Source organism: Sphingopyxis sp. PAMC25046, assembly GCF_004795895.1.
Taxonomy (GTDB): Bacteria; Pseudomonadota; Alphaproteobacteria; order Sphingomonadales; family Sphingomonadaceae; genus Sphingopyxis.
Window position 1 is genome coordinate 2,348,691 of sequence record NZ_CP039250.1, and the last position, 21,363, is coordinate 2,370,053.

Consider the following 21,363-nt stretch of genomic DNA (forward strand, 5'->3'; position numbering starts at 1 on the left):
CAACGTGTTTGGGTTCACTCCATCTCGAGGATCACCGCGTCGACCGCAAGGCTGTCGCCCTGCGCGGCGTTGACCGTCTTCACGACGCCCTATTTTTCGGCGCGGAGGATATTTTCCATCTTCATCGCCTCGACCGTCGCCAGCGGTTGCCCCGCCTCGACCGCGTCGCCCTCACCCACATGCAGCGCGACGAGCAGGCCGGGCATCGGGCAGATGAGGAATTTCGACAGGTCGGGCGGGATCTTCTCGATCATATGCGTGGCAAGCGGCGCCACATGCCACGGCAGCACGCGGACATCGTGGATGGCCCCGCGCGTCGTCAGCTTCCAGCCGGTGCGCGTCTTGGCGACCTTCACCGCGAGCTCGCTGTCGTCGATCTCCGCCACCACCAGCCGGTCGCCCGGCGTATATTCGAGCGCGATGTCGACCTTGTCGCCATCGACCTTGACATGCTTGTGGCCGATCTTGACCTTGTGGCTTACCCCGCCGATCGTCACCTGCCACTTCGCGGGCGGATCGAGCCGGTCGCCGAGTTGGCCGTCGGTGCGGCGCGCGCGATCGGCCTCTGCGCTCGCCATGAAGCCCGCAATCGCGGCAAGCGCGCGCGTCACCGCTTCATCCGCCGGCGCGCCGTGGAACCCCTCGGGATATTCCTCGGCGATAAAGCCCGTCGTCAGCTCGCCCGAGCGGAAGCGCGGGTGCTGCATGATCGCCGAGACGAAATCGATATTGTGGCCCAGCCCTTCGAGCTCGAAGCGGTCGAGCGCCGCGACCTGCAAATCGGCCGCCTCGTCGCGCGTCTTGCCCCACGTCACCAGCTTGGCGATCATGGGATCGTAGAAGATCGAAACCTCGCCGCCCTCCTCGACCCCCGCATCGACGCGTACGCCGTCGACGCCGCGCTCGTCGCCTTCCCACGCGGGAACTGGCGTGCGGTAGCGCACGAGCCGCCCGGTCGAGGGCAGGAAGCCGCGATACGGATCCTCGGCATAGACGCGGTTCTCGATCGCCCAGCCGTCGATCTTGATGTCGTCCTGCGTCATCTCGAGCTTCTCGCCCGCCGCAACGCGGATCATCTGTTCGACCAGGTCGATGCCGGTGATCGCCTCGGTCACCGGATGCTCGACCTGCAGGCGCGTGTTCATTTCGAGGAAGTAGAAGCTCTCGCCCGTCGGATCGGCGCCCGACACGATCAGCTCCACCGTGCCCGCGCTGTAATAGCCGACCGCCTTCGACAGCGCGACGCACTGCTCGCCCATCGCCTTGCGCATTTCGGGCGAGACGAACGGCGACGGCGCTTCCTCGACCACCTTCTGGTGGCGGCGCTGGATGCTGCACTCGCGCTCGTTCAGATAGAGCGTGTTGCCGTGCTGATCGCCGAGGATCTGGATTTCGATGTGCCGCGGGTTGAGGATGAACTTCTCGATGAAGACGCGGTCGTCGCCGAAGCTGTTGAGCCCCTCGCGTTTCGTCGCCTCGAAGCCTTCGCGGACGTCTTTTTCGTCATAGGCAAGCCGCATGCCCTTGCCGCCGCCGCCCGCAGACGCCTTCATCATCACCGGATAGCCGATCTCGTTCGAAATCTCGACCGCATGCTCGGTGTCGCGGATCTCGCCGACGAAGCCCGGGACGACGTTGACCCCCGCTTCCTTCGCAAGCTTCTTCGACTCGATTTTGTCGCCCATCGCGGCGATCGCGTTCACCGGCGGGCCGATGAAGGCGATATTTTCCTTGGCCAGCGCCTCGGCAAAGCTGGTGCGCTCCGACAGAAAGCCATAGCCCGGATGCACCGCCTCGGCGCCCGTTTGCTTGCACGCGGCGATGATCTTGTCGGCAATCAGATAGGATTCGGATGCGGGCGACGGGCCAATATGCACTGCCTCGTCGGCCATCTGCACGAAAGGCGCGCGCGCATCGGCGTCCGAATAGACGGCGACGGTTGCGATGCCCATACGCCGCGCGGTCTTGATGACACGGCAGGCGATTTCGCCGCGGTTGGCGATCAGGATTTTCTTGAACATCAGTGATCTTTCCTTGCGGGCTGCCATCTACCGGTGAGTTGGTATGTGCCATCCTCCCGCTTCTTTAAGCTAAGGCCCTCGAACAAACCGGACGCGGGAATTTCCACCCCACAATCGGGAAGACTTTCGGGCAAAATGTCCGGGTTCCAGCGAACAGGATACGTCTTCTTGCGCGCGCCTTTTAGCGTCCGCGCCGGCACGATATGGCCTTCGCCGCGGACCTTGGAGTCGACAATGAAAGTGCCCTCGACGATAACGTCGCTGAACTTCCTGGTCGTTTCCAACGATGTTGGGATACATGCCACCGCTTCCGCCACCGACAAATTTCCGGCGACCAATGCTGCAAGCCACAACACCCTGAAATTTTTCACTCCGCCGCCTCCATCCGCATCGGCTCATCGCTCACCATCGGCCGCAACCCCAGCTTCGCGAACAGCGCCGCATCGGCATTGTCGCCGCGATTGCCGGTGGTGAGCAGCTTGTCGCCGGTGAAGATGCTGTTCGCGCCCGCCATGAAGCAGAGCGCCTGCGTCGCCTCCGACATGCTCTCGCGCCCGGCCGACAGGCGGACCATCGATTTGGGCATGGTGATGCGCGCGACCGCGATCGTGCGGACGAATTCGATATCGTCGATCTTCGCGAGCGGCGTGTCCGCGAGCATGTCGCCCAGCACGGTGCCCTTCACCGGCACCAGCGCATTGACCGGCACGCTTTCGGGATGGCGTTCGAGCGTCGCGAGCGCGTGAATGAAGCCGACGCGATCCGCCCGCGTCTCACCCAGCCCGACGATCCCGCCCGAGCAGACGTTGATCCCCGCATTGCGGACTTCGTCGAGCGTGTCGAGCCGGTCCTGAAACGTCCGCGTCGAGATGATATTCTCGTAATTCTCCGGGCTCGTGTCGATATTGTGGTTATAATAGTCGAGCCCCGCAACGGCGAGCGTCTGCGCCTGTTCCTTCGTCAACATCCCCAGCGTCATACAGGTTTCCATACCCATCTGGCGCACGCCCTCGATCATCTCGACGATCGCGGGCATATCGCGGTCCTTGGGGTTGCGCCAGGCGGCGCCCATGCAGAAACGCTTCGACCCCGCATCCTTCGCCTGCGCCGCCGATTGCAGCACAGCGCGCACGTCCATCAGCTTCGTGGCCTTGAGCCCGCTATCGGCGCTCTTCGATTGCGAGCAATAGCCGCAATCCTCGACACAGCCGCCGGTCTTGATGCTGAGCAAGGTGCAAAGCTGCACCTCACCGCGCGCGTGGTGGCGGCGGTGGACGCCCTGCGCCTCCCACATCAGTTCGTCGAACGGCAGGTCGAACAGTGCGGCAATTTCCTCGCGCGTCCAGTCTGTGCGGCACTCCCCTACGCCGTTCGTGTCGAGCGAAGTCGAGATGCCCCTCGCGCCGGGCTGACGGTTGATGGGTGTCTCGACTTCGCTCGACACGAACGGAGTTGAGGGTTTTGCGTTGGTCATGCGGCTTCTCCAAGAGGGGGCATATTGTGGCCGAGAAGGCGCAGCACATCGGCCGCGCATTCGACGACGTTGGAACCGGGGCCGTAGATGCCCTGCACCCCCGCGTCGCGCAGATATTGATAATCCTGCGGCGGGATCACCCCGCCCGCGATCACCTTGATATCGCCGCGCCCGGCTTCTTTCAGCTTGTGGATAAGTTCGGGGATAAGTGTCTTGTGCCCTGCGGCCAGGCTCGACGCGCCGACGACATCGACGTCAGAATCCAGCGCCAGCACCACCGTCTCCTCGGGCGTCTGGAACAGCGGTCCCGACACGACGTCGAAGCCCAGGTCGCCGAAGGCCGAGGCGATAACGTTGGCGCCCCGATCGTGCCCGTCCTGCCCCATCTTGGCGACGAGCAATTTGGGTTTGCGTCCCAGGCGCTGCTCGACGGCCTTCACCCCTTCGAGTACCTGGCTCCAGCGGGCATCGCCCTCGTAAGGTGCGGCATAGACGCCCTTCACCGGGGTCGGCTGGGTGCCATAGCGCTGGAAGCTTTCCTCCATCGCCGACGAAATTTCGCCGAGCGTCGCGCGCGCACGCGCCGCCTCGACCGCGTGGGCAAGCAGGTTGTTCTCGATCGACTGCTCGCCCGCCGCGGCATCGCGCAGCGCCTTCAGCGCCGCCTGGCACGCGGCTTCGTCGCGTCCTGCCTTGGTCTTGTTGATCCGCGCGATCTGCGCCTCGCGGACCTTCGTGTTGTCGACCTCGAGCGTTTCGAGCAGATCCTCGTTGGCGAGGCGATATTTGTTCACCCCGACGATCACATCGTCGCCGCGATCGACCCGCGCCTGCCGAGCTGCGGCCGCCGTCTCGATCATCGCCTTGGGCCAGCCCGCGGCCACAGCCTTCGCCATGCCGCCCTCCTTCTCGACGCGCTCGATGATCTCCCACGCCTTGTCGACCAGTTCCTGCGTCAGCGCCTCGACATAGTAAGAGCCGCCGAGCGGATCGACGACCTTGGTCATCCCGGTCTCTTCCTGGATGACGATCTGGGTGTTGCGCGCGATCCGTGCCGAGAAATCGGTCGGCAGCGCGATCGCCTCGTCGAGCGCGTTGGTGTGGAGCGACTGCGTCCCGCCGAGCATCGCCGCCATCGCCTCGATCGTCGTGCGCATGACATTGTTGTAGGGGTCCTGCTCGGTGAGCGAGACCCCCGAGGTCTGGCAGTGCGTACGCAGCATCTTGCTGCGCTCGTCCTTGGCGCCGAGGTTGGTCATCACGCGGTGCCACAGCACGCGCGCGGCGCGCAGTTTCGCGATCTCCATGAAGAAATTCATGCCGATCGCGAAGAAGAAGGACAGGCGCCCGGCGAACTTGTCGATGTCGAGGCCGCTGGCGACGCCATAGCGCACATATTCGGCGCCGTCGGCAATCGTGAAGGCCAGCTCCTGCACCTGCGTCGCGCCGGCTTCCTGCATATGATAGCCGGAGATCGAGATGCTGTTGAACTTGGGCATCTCACGCGACGTATAGCCGAAAATATCCGAGATGATCCGCATGCTCGGCTCGGGCGGGTAGATATAGGTGTTGCGGACCATGAACTCCTTGAGGATGTCGTTCTGGATGGTCCCGTCGAGCAATTTGCGATCGACCCCCTGCTCCTCACCGGCGACGATGAAGAAGGCGAGGATCGGGATCACCGCGCCGTTCATCGTCATGCTGACCGACATCTGGTCGAGCGGGATGCCGTCGAACAGGATCTTCATATCCTCGACGCTGTCGATCGCGACGCCCGCCTTGCCGACGTCGCCAACAACGCGCGGATGGTCGCTGTCATAACCGCGGTGCGTCGCAAGGTCGAAAGCGACCGACAGACCCTTCTGACCCGCGGCAAGGTTACGGCGATAGAAGGCGTTCGATTCCTCGGCTGTCGAGAAGCCCGCATATTGCCGGATCGTCCACGGCCGCCCCGCATACATCGACGCGCGCACCCCGCGCGTGAAGGGCGCAAAGCCGGGCAGGCCCGGATCGGCGGTGACGTCCTCGGCGGTGTAGAGCGGCTTGACGTCGATCCCCTCGGCAGTGTGCCAGGTGAGGTCCTTGCCCTTCACTTCCTTCTCCGCGGCGGCAGCCCATTGGTCGATCGTCGGCTTGTCGGTCATATGCGTATCTCAACCTCATTCCCCTCTCCCCTTGCGGGAGAGGGATGCAAAGACTTGCCAGCTTGCTGGCTAGTCGTAGCTGGGAGAGGGGTCGCGAGCCGCAGGCTCGCCAACCAACCCCTCACCAAGTTCCGGTAGGGGACAAGTCCCCAACCTCCACTTTCCTCCCCCGCAAGGGGGGAGGAACGAAAACTCAGTGCGCCTCTTTCGGCGTCTCCATAATCTCGGTCAGCACCCCGCCCATATCCTTGGGGTGCAGGAAGAAGATCAGCGTCCCATGCGCCCCGATGCGCGGCTCGCCAAGCACGCGCTTGCCCAGCGCCTCGAACGCGGCTTTGGCTGCGTGGATATCGGGCACCTCATAGCACATATGATGCTGCCCTCCTGCGGGGTTCTTTTCGAGGAAGCCCGCGATCGAAGTGTTGCCGGGCAGCGGCTCGACCAGTTCGATCTGCGTGCCGTTCAGCGCACCATCGGCGCCCGGTGTGTCGACAAAGCACACTTTGACCCCCTGTTCGGGCAGATCGAATGGCTCGTGAATCTTCGTCGCTCCCATCACATCGCGGTAAAAGATGATGCTTTCGGCGATCGACGGCGTCGCGACGCCGATATGGTTGAGGCGGCCCAGTTTCATTCCATTCTCCTCAGCAACCCGGAACCTGGTCCTTGCCGACCGGTTCATATTTGCCGTTATTCAGCACATATTGCTGTTTGAAGGACCGCGTGCCGGTGTAGGCGACGGTAAAGCTCTTGTCGGGGACCGCGGCGGCGATCCGCCCGTCGTAGCTCTGTTCTTTCTGGCCGATCCCGGCACCCGAGCTCATCCCGTCGGTAAAGCCACCACGGTCGACCGGCCCGTCGGGCGTCAATTCGGTCACCACGGCCGATCCGATCGCGCAGCCCTGCCACACGCCGCCGCCGGCGGTGATCAGATAGGGATTGCGCCCGAGGAGGTTCGTGAAGGCCCAGCTCGTCGCGGCGTTTCCTACCGTGCCGGTGGCACCGATCCCGATCCATTCGCCCTGCTTGACCCAGCCCGCAGCGCTCGACTTCAGATAATGGATCGCGTTCAATCCGCCTTCGCTGTGCCCCGCATCGTCGAGCGATCCCGCGCTCAACAGCACGCCGACATCATTCGGCAGAAGGTGGATAGCGACCGGGCGGAAACGATAGGCCCGTTCGTCGATCGTCCGCGCTGCCTCGGGCTCGGCCGCCTTGGAAAGCCCGAAGGCGGCGCGGAATGCCAGATCGATCGTTTCATCCTCATCGCTGCCGAGCGTGATCGGAAAGACTTCCTTCTTCGCATCGACCGGCGTGTCGGGATCGAACGCCCATGCGGCGGGGGCCGCGGCCAGCAGCGGCAGGATCGACAGGGGGAAAAGAAGCTTACGCATTTTCAAACCTCATTGGAAAATCAAGACCATCGCGGCAGGTTAGCCGCATCCTGCTCTTGCCTCCACCCCGGCAACGGCGATGTGCCGGGCGTCACAATATCGAACTCACCAATTTCGTCGTGCCGGACTTGATCCGGGGTGACGACAGGGATCACAGCGGGATATTGTCGTGCTTCTTCCACGGATTTTCGAGGCTCTTGTTGCGGAGCTTGCGAAGGCCGAGCGCGATCCGCTTGCGCGTGTTGTGCGGGTGAATGACCTCGTCGATATAGCCACGCGATGCCGCGACGAACGGATTGGCGAAGCGATCCTCATACTCCTTCGTGCGCTCGGCGATCTTTTCGGGGTCGCCGATGTCGCTGCGGAAGATGATCTCGACCGCGCCCTTTGCGCCCATCACCGCGATCTCGGCGGTCGGCCAGGCATAATTCAAATCGCCGCGCAGATGCTTCGAGGCCATCACGTCGTATGCGCCGCCATAGGCCTTGCGCGTGATCACCGTGATCTTCGGCACCGTCGCCTCGGCATAGGCGAAGAGCAGCTTGGCGCCATGCTTGATGATGCCATTATATTCCTGCGCGGTGCCGGGCAGGAAGCCCGGGACGTCGACGAAGGTGATGATCGGGATCTCGAACGCATCGCAGAAGCGGACGAAACGCGCTGCCTTCTTCGAAGAATTGATGTCGAGCACGCCCGCGAGCACCATCGGCTGGTTCGCGACGATGCCGATCGTGCGCCCCTCGATACGCCCGAAACCGCAGATGATGTTTGCGGCATGCGCCGGCTGCACCTCGAAGAAGTCGCCCTCGTCGACGGTTTTGCGGATCAACTCGTGCATGTCGTACGGCTGGTTCGCGTTGGGCGGGATCAGCGTGTCGAGGCTGTCCTCGGCACGGTCGTAGGGATCGCTCGTCGGGCGCGCCGGCACGCCGCTGCGGTTATTCTCGGGCAGATAGTCGAAGAAATCGCGCGCGGCGAGCAGCGCCTCGATATCATTCTCGAACGCCAGATCGGCGACCGAGCTTTTGGTCGTGTGGGTGATGGCGCCGCCAAGCTCCTCTTGCGTCACAACCTCGTTCGTGACCGTCTTCACGACATCGGGACCGGTGACGAACATGTAGCTCGAATCTTTCACCATGAAGATGAAGTCGGTCATCGCGGGGCTGTAAACCGCCCCGCCCGCGCACGGACCCATGATCAGGCTGATCTGCGGAACGACACCCGATGCGAGCACATTCTTCTGGAACACGTCGGCATAGCCGCCGAGCGATGCCACACCTTCCTGGATGCGGGCGCCGCCGCTGTCGTTCAAACCGATCACCGGCGCGCCGACGAGCATCGCCTTTTCCATCACCTTGCAGATTTTTTCCGCATGGCGCTTCGAAAGCGAACCGCCGAACACCGTGAAATCCTGGCTGAAAACATAGACGAGGCGGCCGTTGATCGTGCCGCTGCCGGTAACCACGCCGTCGCCCGGAATCTTCTGGTCCTGCATCCCGAAATCGACGCAGTCATGCTCGACATAGGTGTCGAGCTCCTCGAACGAGCCTTCGTCGAGCAGCACGTCGAGCCGCTCGCGCGCGGTCAGCTTGCCCTTGGCGTGCTGCGCGTCGATGCGCTTCTGACCGCCCCCAAGGGCTGCGGCGGCGCGGCGGCGTTCCATTTCGGCGATATTGGCGGACAAAGCGGCTCTCCATCAAATTCGAAAGCGTCGTCTGCCCGCTTCGCATCGCGGAGGCAAATGCGAATTTGCAAAATTGCGAAGTCCGATTTTGCAAAATTTGTTGCGCGCGTATAAGCTCCTCATCCTTTGGGACAGCGTCGAGACGCAATCGATTACGTCTCAAATCGATTGCGCCTCGGCAACCCGCCGAAAAACTCGAGGAAGGAATGCGATGGCTCGGCAACGCATTTTTGCCGGAACCCGGCTGAAGCAGTTACGCGTCGAGCGCGGCACGATGCAGGCTGCTTTTGCGCAGCAGCTTGGTATTTCGACCTCCTATCTCAGCCAGATCGAGCACGACGACCGCCCGCTGACCCCCGCGCTTCTTGAGCGATTGCAACGCCTGTTCCCGCTCGAATGGGAAGAGGTCGCGGCCGATGCCGGCGATCGCCGGGCGGGTGCGCTGCGCGAAGCCGCCGCCGATCCTCTGTTCGCTTCGGCGCCGCTGCCGCCCGAGCAACTCGAACGCGCGGCGCTCCAGCAACCACAACTCGCCGACCAGTTCGTCGCACTCCACGCCGCATATCGCCGCGCGGGGCAGCGGCTGCAGATCATCGACGAGGCGCTGACCGGCGGCACCGCCGAAGGCAGCCGCCTGCCGTGGGAAGAGGTGCGCGACTGGTTCCATGACGCCGGCAATTATGTCGACAGCATTGACCGCGCGGCCGAGGCGCTCGCCGGGCAATTGCGCGGCAAGGAGTCTTCGCCCGCGATCGAGACGATAGAGCGGCGGCTCCGCGACGCGCTCGGCATTTCGATCGTCTATCAGCAAAGCCAGGTGCTACGCGATTTCGACGCAACGATGCGCCACCTCGTCATTGACCCGTCGCAACCTGCCGAAACCCGGCGCTTCCAGCTCGCGCACCAGCTTGCCGCTCTCGCGCTCGCGAAGGAGATCGCCGCGGTGGTCGAAGCTTCGCCGCTGCGCACGGCCGCCGCGCGCCAATTGCTCCACGTTGGCCTCGCCAATTATGCCGCGGGCGCGGTGTTGATGCCTTATGCGCCTTTTCGGGCCAGCGCCCGCGCAGTGCGGCACGATATCGACCGGCTGCGCCTCGAATATGGCGTGAGCTTCGAGCAGGCGTGCCATCGCCTTTCGACCCTCCAGCGCCCCGGAGCGCGCGGCATTCCCATGTTCTTTTGCCGCGTCGACATGGCGGGCAATATCACCAAGCGGCACAGCGCGACGCGCCTGCAATTCGCCCGCTTCGGCGGCGCCTGCCCGCTGTGGATCGTCCACGAGGCGGCGGCGATTCCCGACCGCATATTGTTCCAGCTTGCCGAGACGCCCGATGGCCTCCGCTATGTGTCGATGGCGAAAGGACTTGTGAAACCCTCGGGCAGCTATGCGCGGAGCCCGCGCCGCTACGCCGTCGCGCTGGGGTGCGAAGCGCAATATGCCGGTGATTTCGTCTATGCGGACGGGGTCGATGTCACGGCGCCGCAAGCCGCGACGCGCATCGGCCCGTCGTGCCGCATCTGTCCGCGCGACGATTGCGACCAGCGCGCCTTTCCGCCGAGCGACCGCCCAATCCTCGTCGATCCTGATCGGCGAGACGTTGTGCCTTATCGGATCGGCTAGCTGTAGTCCGCCAAAACGAAGCTCGCGGTTATTTCAGCAGCACCAGTTCCTCGGCCATGCTCGGGTGCAGCGCGACGGTGGCGTCGAAATCGGCCTTGGTCAGCCCAGCCTTCACCGCGATCGCCGCCGCTTGCAGGATTTCGGGAGCATCGGGGCCGATCATGTGGAGGCCGACGACCTGATCGGTCGCGGCGTTGACGATCATCTTGTAGAGCGCGCGCTCGTTGCGCCCCGCGAGGACATTTTTCATCGCGCGAAAATCGCTGGTGTAGACGCGGATGCTGCCGAGCTTGTTGCGCGCCTCGGCCTCGGTCATCCCGACGGCACCGATCGGCGGGTGGCTGAACACCGCGCTCGGAACATTGCTATAGTCGACCACCGTCGGCTTTTCACCGTAGAAGGTGTCCGAAAAGGCCTGCCCCTCGCGGATCGCCACGGGCGTGAGTTGAATACGATCGGTGACGTCGCCGACCGCGAAGATGCTCGGCACCGAAGACTGGTTGCGCTCATCGACCTTGATCGCACCCTTCTCGTCGAGCTTGACCCCGACCTCTTCGAGTCCCAGCCCCTTGGTGTTCGGCGTGCGCCCGGTCGCCATCAGCACCGCATCGGCCTCGATCGCATCGCAGCCCTCTAGATGGACCGTGAGCGTCCCGTCGTCCATCTTCTCGATCGACTGGAACGGGGCGTTGAACTTGAAATCGATGCCCTTGGTCATCGAAATCTGGAGCAGCCGGTCGCGGATCTGCTCGTCATAGCCGCGCAGGATCGTGTCGCCGCGATTGACGATCGTCACCTTGCTGCCGAATTCGTTGAAGATGCCGGCAAACTCGTTGGCGATATAGCCGCCGCCCGCGATCACGACCCGCTTCGGCAGCTTTTCGAGATGGAAGACCTCGTTCGAGGTGATCGCATGTTCGCTGCCCGGAAATTCGGGAACGTGCGGCCAGCCGCCGGTCGCGATCAGGATGCGCTCGGCGGTGAGTTCGGTTCCGTCGGCAAGGCGTATCTTCTGCGGGCCGGCGACCGTCGCGCGCGTCTTGAGCACGGTGACCTTGTGGTTGTCGAGCGTCTGGCCATAGAGGCCCTCAAGCCGGTCGACCTCGGCGAGCACATTGTCGCTCAGCACCGACCAGTCGAATTTGCAGTCGGGGACATCCCATCCGAATTTGCGCGCATCGTGAATGTCTTCGGCGAAATGGGCGCCGTAAACGAGCAATTTCTTGGGCACGCAGCCGCGGATCACGCAGGTCCCACCGACCCGATACTCCTCCGCCACCGCAACGCGCGCGCCGTACGAGGCGGCGATGCGCGAGGCGCGGACGCCGCCTGAACCGGCGCCGATGACGAAGAGATCATAGTCGAAATCGTTCATGGATTACCCCTGAATTGGACAGGCAGGCATTCGCGCCCGGCGCCTATGTGGTTACACGGGCGCGGCTTGCCAATCGAAATTTGCACTCAGAGTCAGCGACGAGGCCTTCAGTCGCCGAGCGCCGCCTGCATCAGCGCCTGCGTCGCGGCATCGAACTCGACCGTGCCCTCGGCAAGGCCTTTTGCCATCTCCTTGCCCAGCTCGACCCCGAACTGGTCGAACGGATTGATGCCGAGTAGCACGGCGTTGGCGAAGACGCGATGTTCGTAGAAAGCGATCAACGCGCCGAGGCTGCGCGGCGTCACCTGGTCGAGCAGGATCGTAGTCGAGGGACGGTTGCCCGGATAGTTGCGTGCGCGGTCCTCGCTCGCGCGCCCCGTCATCAGTGCGGCGCCCTGCGCGATGCAGTTGGCGACGAGCGTTTCGTGATGGGCATCGTCGAGCAGGTGATCGGGCTCGCGCGCGACGACGAACTCGACCGGGGTCAGATGCGTGCCCTGGTGGAGCAGTTGGAACACCGCATGCTGCGCATCGGTGCCGACCCCGCCCCAGGTGATCGGCGCGGTTTGCTGCGCCACCGCCTGCCCTTCGAAAGTCACCGATTTGCCGTTCGATTCCATTTCGAGCTGTTGCAGATAGGAAGGCAGAAGCCGCAGCCGCTCGTCATAGGCGAAAACAGCGCGCGTCTGGCAGCCAAGGCGATTGGCGTAAATCTGGTCGGCGAAGGCCGCGAGCAGACAGATATTGTCGGCGCCGTCGGCGAGGCGGAAATGGCGGTCCATTTCGGCCGCGCCTTCGAGCAGGTCGGCGAAGGCGTCCCAGCCCAAGGCAAGCGCCGCGGGGAAGCCGATCGACGACCAGAGCGAATAGCGGCCGCCGACGGTTTCGCTGAACGGCAGGATGCGTGTCTCGTCGATCCCCCATTCCATCGCGCGCTCGGGCTTGGCGGTGAGCGCGATGAAACGGCCGACCGGATCTTCGACCCCCGCCTCGTCGAGCCATTGCAGCGCCGAATTGGCGTTGAGCAATGTTTCGGTCGTCGTGAAGGTTTTCGATGCGACCGCGACGAGCGTGTGCTCGGGGCTGAATTTGGAGAAGGCTTCGTCGAGCGCCGCGCCATCGACGTTCGACACCACCGCGACATCGTATCTGTCGCTATGACGGCCGAGCGCGTCGATGAGCAGGTCGGGGCCGAGCGCCGATCCGCCGATGCCGATGTGAAGCAAATGGCGGATCTCGCCGAACGCCCCTGCCTCGATCGCATCGATCATCATCCGCATCCGCTGATGCAGCGCCTGCGCGACATGCACCGACTCGGGTGCGCCGTCGCCGCGCTCGGCGCTATGTTCCGCTGCCCGATCCTCGGTCGGGTTGGCGATGCCGCCCGAAAAGAGCGTCTTGCGCCGCCCCGCGAAATCCTGTGCTTCGGCAAGACCCGACAGGATCGCGAGAGCCGAACCGTCGAGATGCGTCTTGGCGAAGTCGAAGCGGATGTCGGCGACATTGCGCACCAGCACCTGGAGCCGCGCTTCGGGGTCGGCGGCGACCAGATCGGTGAGTTTCTCGGGCTGCCAGTCGGAAAGCGCCTGCCAAGCGTCTGATGCGGTCGTCATCGTTTTATATCCTCGAAGGGGGAGTGAATCGCGACCTTTCTCTAGGCCCGCCGCCCGCGCGGCGCCAGTGGCGTCCGCCGATATTCGCTTGACGTGGCAACCTATTCATCGCCAATGCCGCAGCATGACCAATGCCAGCTTTACCGCCGATGTGACGCCCCCGACGGGGCCAACGCCGCCTGCTCCAACTCCCGCGCCGGTATCCGCGAAGGAAGAGGCGGTCGATACCGTCCGCTTCCTCGCGCTGCTCGCTATCGCGGTGCTGATTTTCCGCAGCTTTTTCCTGTCGCCTTTCAACATTCCGTCGGAATCGATGCAGCCGCGGCTGCTCATCGGCGACTATCTGCTGGTGAACAAAATGGCCTATGGCTATTCGAAGTTCAGCCTGCCGTTCAGCGCGCCGCTGATCCCGGGCCGCATTTTTCCGCGCACGCCCGAGCGCGGCGACGTCGTCGTGTTCAAGGCGCCGCCGGTCAACGACAATGACTATATCAAGCGCGTGATCGGCCTGCCCGGCGACAGCGTGCAGGTGAAGGGCGGCATCGTCTGGCTCAACGGGAAGCCGCTGAAGCGCGAAGCGATGCCTGACTTCGTCATCCCGGTGACGCCGAACATGATCGAGGCATCGCGCGCGACGGGCACCCTGCCCTGCTACGCGCCCGAGTTCGAGGAAATCGCCGCCGACGGGACGCGCCAGTGCCGCTACAAGCAGTTCAGGGAAACGCTGCCCAGCGGCAAAAGTTATGCGATCCTCGACATCACGACGATCGCCGAGGACAACACCCCGCTCGTCGTCGTTCCCGAGGGGCATATGTTCCTGATGGGCGACAACCGCGACCGCAGCGCCGACAGCCGTTTCCCCGCGATGGAAAATCAGGGCATCGGCCTCGTCCCCGAGGAAAATCTGGTCGGCCACGCGCTCGTCGGCATGTTCTCGACCGATGGTTCGGCGAGCTGGATCAACCCGATCAGCTGGTTCACCGCCGCGCGCTGGGGCCGTATCGGGGACGGTTTTTGAGCGATACGCTGGACACCGGGGCGCTCGCCGACATCATCGGCTGCACCCCGGATGATATCGCACTCTACGACCTCGCGCTGACGCACGGCAGCACCGGGCGCGCCGATTATCAGCGGCTCGAATTCCTCGGTGACCGCGTGCTTGGGCTCGTCATCGCGTCGGAGCTTTACACGCGCTTTCCCGCCGCGAGCGAGGGCGAGATGTCGTCGCGGCTGCATGTGCTCGCATCGGGGGCGACCTGCGCCGCGATCGCGCAAAAGCTCGACCTCACCGCGCTGATCCGTTTCGGCGCGCAGGCGCGCAACGACGGCGGCCGCTACAGCGACAATATCGCCGCCGACGCGATCGAGGCACTGATCGGCGCGCTCTATCTCGACAAGGGAGCGGAGGCGGCCCGGCAATTCATCCTGACCCATTGGAACGAGATGATCGACGGGCAGCAGGCCGCGCCGAAGCACCCCAAGGCGGCGCTCCAGGAATGGGCACTCGCGCGCAAGCGCCGCCCGCCCGAATATGAAATCGTCTCGCGCGAAGGCCCCGACCATGCGCCGCGCTTCCGCGTCGCGGTGAGCGTCGGCAAGCTCGCCCGCGCCGAGGCCGAGGGCGCCAGTAAACAGGCGGCAGAAAAGGCCGCGGCGGCGGCGCTGCTCGCCGAACTCGAAGGACAGGAAAAATGACCCAGCATTGCGGTTTCGTCGCCGTCGTCGGCGCGCCCAACGCGGGCAAGTCGACCCTCGTCAATGCGCTCGTCGGCCAGAAGGTCGCGATCGTCAGCCCAAAGGCGCAGACGACGCGCACGCGGCTGATGGGCGTCGCGATGGAAGCCGAAACCCAGATCATCCTGATCGACACGCCGGGCATCTTCGCGCCGACGCGCCGGCTCGATCGCGCGATGGTCGCCGCCGCGTGGAGCAGCCTTGAGGAGGCCGAGGCCATCCTCGTGATGATCGATGCCGCGGCGAAGCTAACGGGCCGCGTCGAGCGCGTGCTCGAAGGGATCGCGAACCGGGCCGAGAAGAAATATCTGGTGCTCAACAAGGTCGATCTGACGAAGAAGGACAAGCTGCTGACGATCGCGACCGAGCTCAACGGCCGCGTCGCCTTCGACGAAACCTTCTTCATTTCGGCAAGCAGCGGCGATGGCGTTCCCGAGCTCAAGGCGCACCTCGCCGATTTGATGCCCGAGGGACCGTGGCACTTCCCCGAGGATGAGGTCAGCGACGCGCCCGAACGCATGCTCGCCGCCGAAATCACGCGCGAGCAACTCTATCGCCAGCTTCACGAGGAACTGCCCTATCAGTCGACCGTCGAGACCGAGCTGTTCAAGACGCGCCCCGACGGCAGCGCCGAAATCCACCAGCAGATCTTCGTCGCGCGCGACAACCAGCGCGCGATCGTGCTCGGCAAGGGCGGCGCGCGCATCAAGGAAATCGGCGCCCGCGCGCGGGCCGAGCTGACCGAATTGATGGGCCGCAAGGTCCACCTGTTCCTGCACGTCAAGGTCAAGGAAAATTGGGACGAGGACCGCAGCGTCTATCGCGACATGGGGCTCGACTGGGTCGATTGATCCAAAATTACGGGCGAAGATGTATATGGAACGGCCGAAATCGATCATCGCATTTGAGCGCATTTTTTTGGGCGTCTGTTGCTGTTGGCCTGTTGGGGGGCGTTCTCGGCTGGAACGACCTTCTGGAGATGTATCAACGCGAACCCTCGATCGCTGCGATGGGATTTGGCAGTGGGCTTCTGATCGCCATGTGGTGTATCAGCTTAGCCTTCCAGCTGCTGTTCTGGTATCTGATTGCCCGCAAGGGTAGCAATGTGATGCGCTGGATTTACGTCGTGCTGATGGCGTTCGGCATTATTTCGGCGATAGCTACAATCGGCAACCCTGCGATGCCGGGCGGCATTTCCCAGATTACCAGCCTGGTGTCGACCGCGCTAACTGCGCTCGCCATCTTCTTTTTGTTCCGCCCCGATGCCTCGGATTGGTTCAAGAACAAGCGACAGGTCGACCCCGCAACCTTCAGCTAGGGCTAAATCCGCCGGCAGTCATTCGGCGGAGAATTGCCGTCGAAGCGCGCGGTGATCCAGTCGATCGTCTCTTGCGTACTGTCCTTGGCGCTCGCGCCATGATCGCCGGTCATCTCAATCCAGCGGGTCGGCGTACCGCGCTTGCAAACGGCTTTGGCAAACTTGCGGGTGACCGTGGGGGCCACGATCATATCCTTGCTGCTTTGTGCGATGAGCAGCGGCCCCGGCACGCGCGCCGGGTCGACGCTATTGCTGCGCGCGAACGAACCGAAGGGTTCGATCTTGCCGATATCCTTGTTCCGCGTCGCGCGGGCGACGGTGAGGATGCCGAGGATCGTGCCGAGCTTCGGTTTCTTGTTGAACGCAACACAATTATTCTGCGCAAGCCGGTTGATGATCCCCTGATTGGTGCGATTGGTGACCCCGTCCATCGAATAGCCGTAGAGCGTCGACCAACTGTGCAGCGCGAATGAGAGGAGCAGCGCGCGGGCATTTTTGTCGCCGCCTTCGCGCAGGTTGGCAGCGAGATCGGTCGGCGGCGCCGCGGCTGCGGTCGCGACGAGCATCAGGTCGGGCGCGTAGAAACGAGCCAGCACGGCCGTCCACAATGCGGCGTGCCCGCCCTGCGATTCGCCCCACACGGCGAAGCGGTTTCCGGCGGCGGCGCCCGGAATCTCTCTCGCTGCCCGCACCGCATCGAGCACCGCATTCGCGGTATCGGGACCGACGAGAAAAGGGTGCATCGTCGGGCCGCCAAGGCCGATATAGTCCGGCGCGACGACAACATAGCCGCTGCGAACGGCGTTCATTCCAGCCGAATATTCGAAGAAATTCGGGCTGAGCGAAGGCGCGCATTTCTCCGCCACACCCCAAGCGCCATGCGTCCATGCGATCACACGGCGCGGGCGCGGTGGGATCGCCTCCATCGGCGCGGCAACGATGCCTGTGACGGTTAGGCGCTGGCCGTTACCGTTTGTCGTCCAATATTGCACGCGCCAAGCCTGTGTGCCCGGCGGTGTGTCGGTCATCGGCTGGGCCGAGATGAGGTGGCGAACCTGCTGTGCCGCAACGGGCGGCGACAGCGCAAACAGGACGGCGAGCAGGACGGCAGCAAAGAGGTGGCGCATGGAAATGTCTCCCCGGTGCCACCACTCTTATCATGGGTTCGGGAAGTCTGGAACGCCGGGCGTCACCCCTCCCCAATCCTCGTCATTCCCGCGAAAGCGCGAACCCGGTTGCGACGACTGCGGGTTCGCGCTTTCGCGGGAATGACGAGATTAGAGGGCGTGCCGCTTCAGGTTCGACTATTCGGCAGCCTTCTTCTTTGCCGGTGCCTTCTTGGCCGCAGGCTTTTTCGCCGCCGCCTTCTTCTTCGGCGCGGCCTTCTTCTTGCCCTTCGCCGGCCCCTTCGCGGCGCGCGCGTCGATCAGCGCGATCGCTTCTTCGAGCGTGAGCGTCGCTGGGTCGGCGGTCTTGGGCAGCGTCGCATTGGTCGTGCCGTCGGTCACGTAAGGGCCGAAACGCCCTTCCATCAGCTTCATCTCGCCGCCGCTCGTCGGGTGTGGGCCGAAGGTGTTGAGCGGTTCGGCCTTGGTCCGCCCGCGCCCACCGCCCGCCGCCGCTTCGGCGATGCGGACGACCGCGGCATTCATCCCGATGTCGAAAATTTCGGCGGTGCCCGTCAGCTTCGCGTATTTGCCGTCATGGAGCAGATAGGGGCCATAGCGCCCCAGCCCCGCCATGATCGGCTTGCCGCTTTCGGGATGCATCCCGACCTCGCGCGGCAGGCTCAGCAGCCGCAGCGCATAGTCGAGGTCAAAATCCTCGGCCGGAATATCCTTGGGGATCGACGAGCGTTTCGCCTCCTTGCCGTCGCCAAGCTGGATGTACGGGCCGAAACGCCCGCTGCGCTTCGTCACTTCCAACCCGCTGTCGGGATCGGTACCCAGCGTCTCGGGACCGGTGTCCGCACCGTCGCTTCCGCCCGGCTGCGCGAACTTGCGCGTGAATTTGCAGTCGGGATAGTTGCTGCACGCAATGAACGGCCCGAATTTGCCGCCGCGCAGCGCGAGCCGCCCCGTGCCGCAATTGGGGCAAAGCCTGGGATCGCTGCCGTCGCCCTTGTCGGGGAAGAGATAGGGGCCGAGGAATTCGTCGAGCGCCGCGGTGATCTCCGACGGCTTCTGCTCCATCACCTCGCCGGTGCGTGGCTTGAAATCGCGCCAGAAGCGTTCGAGCACCGCCTGCCACTGCGCGCGGCCGCCCGAGACGTCGTCGAGTTCTTCCTCGAGCCCCGCGGTGAAGTCATAACCGACATAGCGTTCAAAGAAGCGTTCGAGGAACGCCGTCAGCAAGCGCCCACTTTCCTCAGGGATGAAGCGGTTCTTCTCTACCGTCACATAGGCGCGATCCTTCAGCACCTGCAGGATCGAGGCATAGGTCGACGGGCGCCCGATACCGAGCTCCTCCATCTTCTTGACGAGACTCGCTTCCGAATAGCGCGGGGGCGGCTGCGTCTCGTGGCTTTCGACCTCGACGCCGGTCTTCGCCGGCGCATCGCCCTTCGCCATTGCCGGGAGCAGGCGCGCGTCGTCGTCTTCCGCACTATCGTCGCGGCCCTCGTCATAGAGCGCAAGGAAACCGGGGAATTTCACGACCTGTCCGGTCGCGCGCATCACCGTCTTGCCGGTGCCGTCCGAAAGGTCGACGCTCGTGCGCTCGAGCCGCGCCGACGCCATCTGGCTCGCGAGCGCGCGCTTCCAGATCAGTTCGTAGAGCCGCGCATGATCGCCGCTTCCCGCCTTGTCCTTCGAAAAATCGGTCGGGCGGATCGCTTCGTGCGCTTCCTGCGCATTCTTCGCCTTGGTCTGATACTGGCGCGGCTGGTCGGGGACATAGCCGCCGTCGTAGCGCGTCGCGATCGCCTTGCGGGCCGCACTGATCGCGCTGCCGTCCATCTGGACGCCGTCGGTCCGCATATAGGTGATCGCGCCATCCTCGTAGAGCGCCTGCGCGATCCGCATCGTGTGGCTCGCCGAGAAACCGAGCTTGCGCGCCGCCTCCTGCTGCAGCGTCGAGGTGGTGAAGGGCGGCGGCGGGTTGCGCGTCAGCGGCTTGGTCTCGACCGTGTCGACGGTGAAATGGCCCGCCTTCACATCGGCTTCGGCGGCGCGCGCGTCGGCTTCGTTCGTGATCGACAGCCGCTCGATCTTGTCGCCCTTCCAACGCAACAGGCGCGCCTTGAACGGCGTGCCGCCCATCTCGAACAGGCCGGTCACCGACCAATATTGCTGCGCAACAAAGGCTTCGATCTCGCGCTCGCGCTCGACAACCAAGCGTAGCGCGACCGACTGCACGCGGCCCGCCGACTTGGCGCCTGGCAGCTTGCGCCACAGCACCGGCGACAGGGTGAAACCGACAAGATAGTCGAGCGCGCGGCGCGCGCGATAGGCATCGATCAGGTCGGTATCGAGTTCGCGCGGATGCGCCATCGCGTCGGTCACCGCCTGTTTGGTGATCGCATTGAAGGTCACGCGATCGACCGACTGCGGCAACGCCTTCTTGCTTCGCAGCAATTCCTGCACATGCCAGCTGATCGCCTCGCCCTCGCGGTCAGGGTCGGTCGCGAGGATCAGACGATCGGCGCCCTTGGCTGCGTCCGAAATTTCCTTCAGCCGCTTCGCCTTGTCGGGATAAAGTTGCCACTGCATCGCAAAGCCGTCGTCGGGATCGACCGAGCCGTCCTTGGGCGGCAGGTCGCGGACATGACCATAGCTGGCCAGAACCTTGAAATCGCGGCCGAGATATTTCTCGATCGTCTTCGCCTTTGCCGGCGATTCCACAATTACCAATTGCATTGAAAAATTCGTTCCCCGAAAACTCTTACGTACGTACGCGCGAAGGTGGCGGGCGCCCTGCCCCTCCGTCAAGAGGATATCGGAGCGCCCGCGCCGGAGATCTTCAGCGAAGCGCGCCGAGCCGCCCGACCAGCAATGTATTTGCCAGACTCGCGGCCTTCACCGCGCCTGCTTCATAAGCCTCGGGCTTGGCCGTGAACTGGAATTTGCGCGTCTTTCCGAAGCGCGGCAGCCCGATATTGGCGGCGGCCGCGAATCCGCCTACGACATTCGCCGTCGATTGCACCGCCTTTTCGGTGCCGGTCGAGGCGTTGGCCTTTTCGACAAACTCGCCCTCGACCGCGACCGGCGCCTTCACCGTGATGATCGATTGTTTCCCGTTCGGAGCAATCAGCGTGACGCGCGAATAGTCAGCGGTGACCGACAGGCCGCTGTTGACCTCGATCCCGCCGCCGAAGCTGAAGGCGCCCGGACGTTTCTGGTTCGAAAAGTCGATAAGGTAGGTCACATCGATCACGCCGACGCCGGCATCCCTCGCATAGTTGGCCAGCGCCATGCTTGCCTGCCCGATCGACATGTTCATGCCGATACCGCCAAAGCCGCCGCCGCCCGAATGGTCGCCCGGAATCATCAACAGCGACGGCAGCGCCGAGGGTTTGAAATAGGTCGCCTTGCCCTTGCTGCCCTTTTCCAGCTGGACCGAAAGCTCCAGCGGCACGCCGAGCGATTTTGTCTTTGCCAAGGCGCTGTGGCCGAACAGGGCGTCGGGCTGCTGTACAGCATAGCCCTGCGCCGACAATTGCCCGACAAAGTCGGCATAGGCGGCATCGGCGATCGATTGCATCATCGATGGCGTCACGCCGACCAGTTCGCTCTTCGCCTTGGTCGCCCCGCCAAACGCGCCCATCAACCCGCCGGTAGCGGCCTTGCTGTCGGTCGATTCGAAGATGAAGCCGACGTTGAACGCGCCGATCGCGACCGTCGTCACACCCTTGGCATTCGACGGCCCGGCAATCTTGACCGGTTCCTTTTCTTTTGCAGCAACGGCGATGGGCTGTGCCAGCAGCGCGACCATGGCGATGCCCGACAATAATCTTTTCATGGGTCTTTCCCCTCCGACTCCCCGCC

General features: G+C 63.9%; 16 protein-coding genes and 1 pseudogene. 5 read left to right on the plus strand and 12 right to left on the minus strand.

The window, feature by feature from the left end:
- Window positions 1–14 precede the first annotated feature (14 nt).
- The 7 genes and pseudogenes from E5675_RS10980 to E5675_RS11010 all read right to left on the minus strand — a co-directional run bounded on the left by E5675_RS10980 (window position 15) and on the right by E5675_RS11010 (window position 8,717).
- Window positions 15–2,021: pseudogene (locus tag E5675_RS10980) on the minus strand (acetyl/propionyl/methylcrotonyl-CoA carboxylase subunit alpha).
- On the minus strand, window positions 2,021–2,392 hold the full coding sequence (locus tag E5675_RS10985) for a hypothetical protein (protein WP_136174548.1): 372 nt from the start codon (window positions 2,390–2,392) through the stop codon (window positions 2,021–2,023). Before E5675_RS10985 ends, E5675_RS10980 begins: the two are co-directional and overlap by 1 nt.
- Window positions 2,389–3,495, minus strand: a complete 1,107-nt coding sequence (gene bioB, locus E5675_RS10990; RefSeq protein ID WP_247594578.1) for a biotin synthase BioB — start codon at window positions 3,493–3,495, stop codon at window positions 2,389–2,391. The genes E5675_RS10985 and bioB overlap by 4 nt, the downstream gene beginning before the upstream one ends.
- Window positions 3,492–5,639: a methylmalonyl-CoA mutase gene (gene scpA, locus E5675_RS10995; protein WP_136174549.1), complete on the minus strand. Its 2,148-nt coding sequence runs from the start codon at window positions 5,637–5,639 to the stop codon at window positions 3,492–3,494. The genes bioB and scpA overlap by 4 nt, the downstream gene beginning before the upstream one ends.
- A 193-nt stretch (window positions 5,640–5,832) precedes the next feature.
- Entirely contained in the window at window positions 5,833–6,273 is a 441-nt protein-coding gene (mce, locus tag E5675_RS11000) for a methylmalonyl-CoA epimerase (RefSeq protein WP_136174550.1), read from the minus strand.
- A gap of 10 nt (window positions 6,274–6,283) precedes the next feature.
- A complete protein-coding gene (locus E5675_RS11005; protein ID WP_136174551.1) occupies window positions 6,284–7,033 on the minus strand; it encodes a hypothetical protein in 750 nt (249 codons plus the stop codon).
- Window positions 7,034–7,184: 151 nt separating this feature from the next.
- Window positions 7,185–8,717 carry an acyl-CoA carboxylase subunit beta gene (locus E5675_RS11010; protein WP_136174552.1) on the minus strand — a complete coding sequence of 511 codons (1,533 nt, stop codon included), beginning with the start codon at window positions 8,715–8,717 and terminating at the stop codon, window positions 7,185–7,187.
- A 211-nt stretch (window positions 8,718–8,928) separates the two neighbouring features.
- On the opposite strand from E5675_RS11010, the gene E5675_RS11015 reads away from it, so the two are divergent.
- Window positions 8,929–10,338 carry a helix-turn-helix transcriptional regulator gene (locus E5675_RS11015; RefSeq protein WP_136174553.1) on the plus strand — a complete coding sequence of 470 codons (1,410 nt, stop codon included), beginning with the start codon at window positions 8,929–8,931 and terminating at the stop codon, window positions 10,336–10,338.
- A 28-nt stretch (window positions 10,339–10,366) separates the two neighbouring features.
- On the opposite strand, the gene gor is transcribed toward E5675_RS11015, so the two are convergent.
- Both gor and pgi read right to left on the minus strand, forming a co-directional pair.
- On the minus strand, window positions 10,367–11,713 hold the full coding sequence (gor, locus tag E5675_RS11020; protein ID WP_136174554.1) for a glutathione-disulfide reductase: 1,347 nt from the start codon (window positions 11,711–11,713) through the stop codon (window positions 10,367–10,369).
- Window positions 11,714–11,820: 107 nt separating this feature from the next.
- The gene (pgi, locus tag E5675_RS11025; RefSeq protein ID WP_136174555.1) at window positions 11,821–13,326 is read right to left on the minus strand and encodes a glucose-6-phosphate isomerase; all 1,506 of its coding nucleotides are present in this window, start codon (window positions 13,324–13,326) and stop codon (window positions 11,821–11,823) included.
- A gap of 124 nt (window positions 13,327–13,450) precedes the next feature.
- Between pgi and lepB the strand changes: the two genes are divergently transcribed.
- From lepB to E5675_RS11045, 4 genes are read left to right on the plus strand one after another with little or no spacing between them, the layout of a single operon-like run.
- Window positions 13,451–14,344: a signal peptidase I gene (gene lepB, locus E5675_RS11030; protein ID WP_136174556.1), complete on the plus strand. Its 894-nt coding sequence runs from the start codon at window positions 13,451–13,453 to the stop codon at window positions 14,342–14,344.
- Entirely contained in the window at window positions 14,341–15,021 is a 681-nt protein-coding gene (gene rnc, locus E5675_RS11035) for a ribonuclease III (protein WP_136174557.1), read from the plus strand. Before lepB ends, rnc begins: the two co-directional genes overlap by 4 nt.
- Window positions 15,018–15,911 carry a GTPase Era gene (gene era, locus E5675_RS11040; RefSeq protein ID WP_136174558.1) on the plus strand — a complete coding sequence of 298 codons (894 nt, stop codon included), beginning with the start codon at window positions 15,018–15,020 and terminating at the stop codon, window positions 15,909–15,911. The genes rnc and era overlap by 4 nt, the downstream gene beginning before the upstream one ends.
- A gap of 53 nt (window positions 15,912–15,964) precedes the next feature.
- A complete protein-coding gene (locus E5675_RS11045) occupies window positions 15,965–16,378 on the plus strand; it encodes a hypothetical protein (protein WP_136174559.1) in 414 nt (137 codons plus the stop codon).
- Between the two features lie 2 nt (window positions 16,379–16,380).
- Here the strand turns inward: E5675_RS11045 and E5675_RS11050 are convergent, their stop codons facing one another.
- The 3 genes from E5675_RS11050 to E5675_RS11060 all read right to left on the minus strand — a co-directional run bounded on the left by E5675_RS11050 (window position 16,381) and on the right by E5675_RS11060 (window position 21,337).
- Window positions 16,381–17,505, minus strand: coding sequence for a lipase family protein (locus tag E5675_RS11050; protein ID WP_136174560.1), 1,125 nt, complete (start codon window positions 17,503–17,505; stop codon window positions 16,381–16,383).
- Window positions 17,506–17,682: 177 nt separating this feature from the next.
- Window positions 17,683–20,235 (minus strand): type I DNA topoisomerase, encoded by a 2,553-nt coding sequence (gene topA, locus E5675_RS11055; protein WP_136174561.1) that lies wholly within the window; start codon window positions 20,233–20,235, stop codon window positions 17,683–17,685.
- A 103-nt stretch (window positions 20,236–20,338) separates the two neighbouring features.
- Complete coding sequence (locus E5675_RS11060) at window positions 20,339–21,337, minus strand: hypothetical protein (protein WP_136174562.1); 999 nt, start codon at window positions 21,335–21,337, stop codon at window positions 20,339–20,341.
- Window positions 21,338–21,363 lie beyond the last annotated feature (26 nt).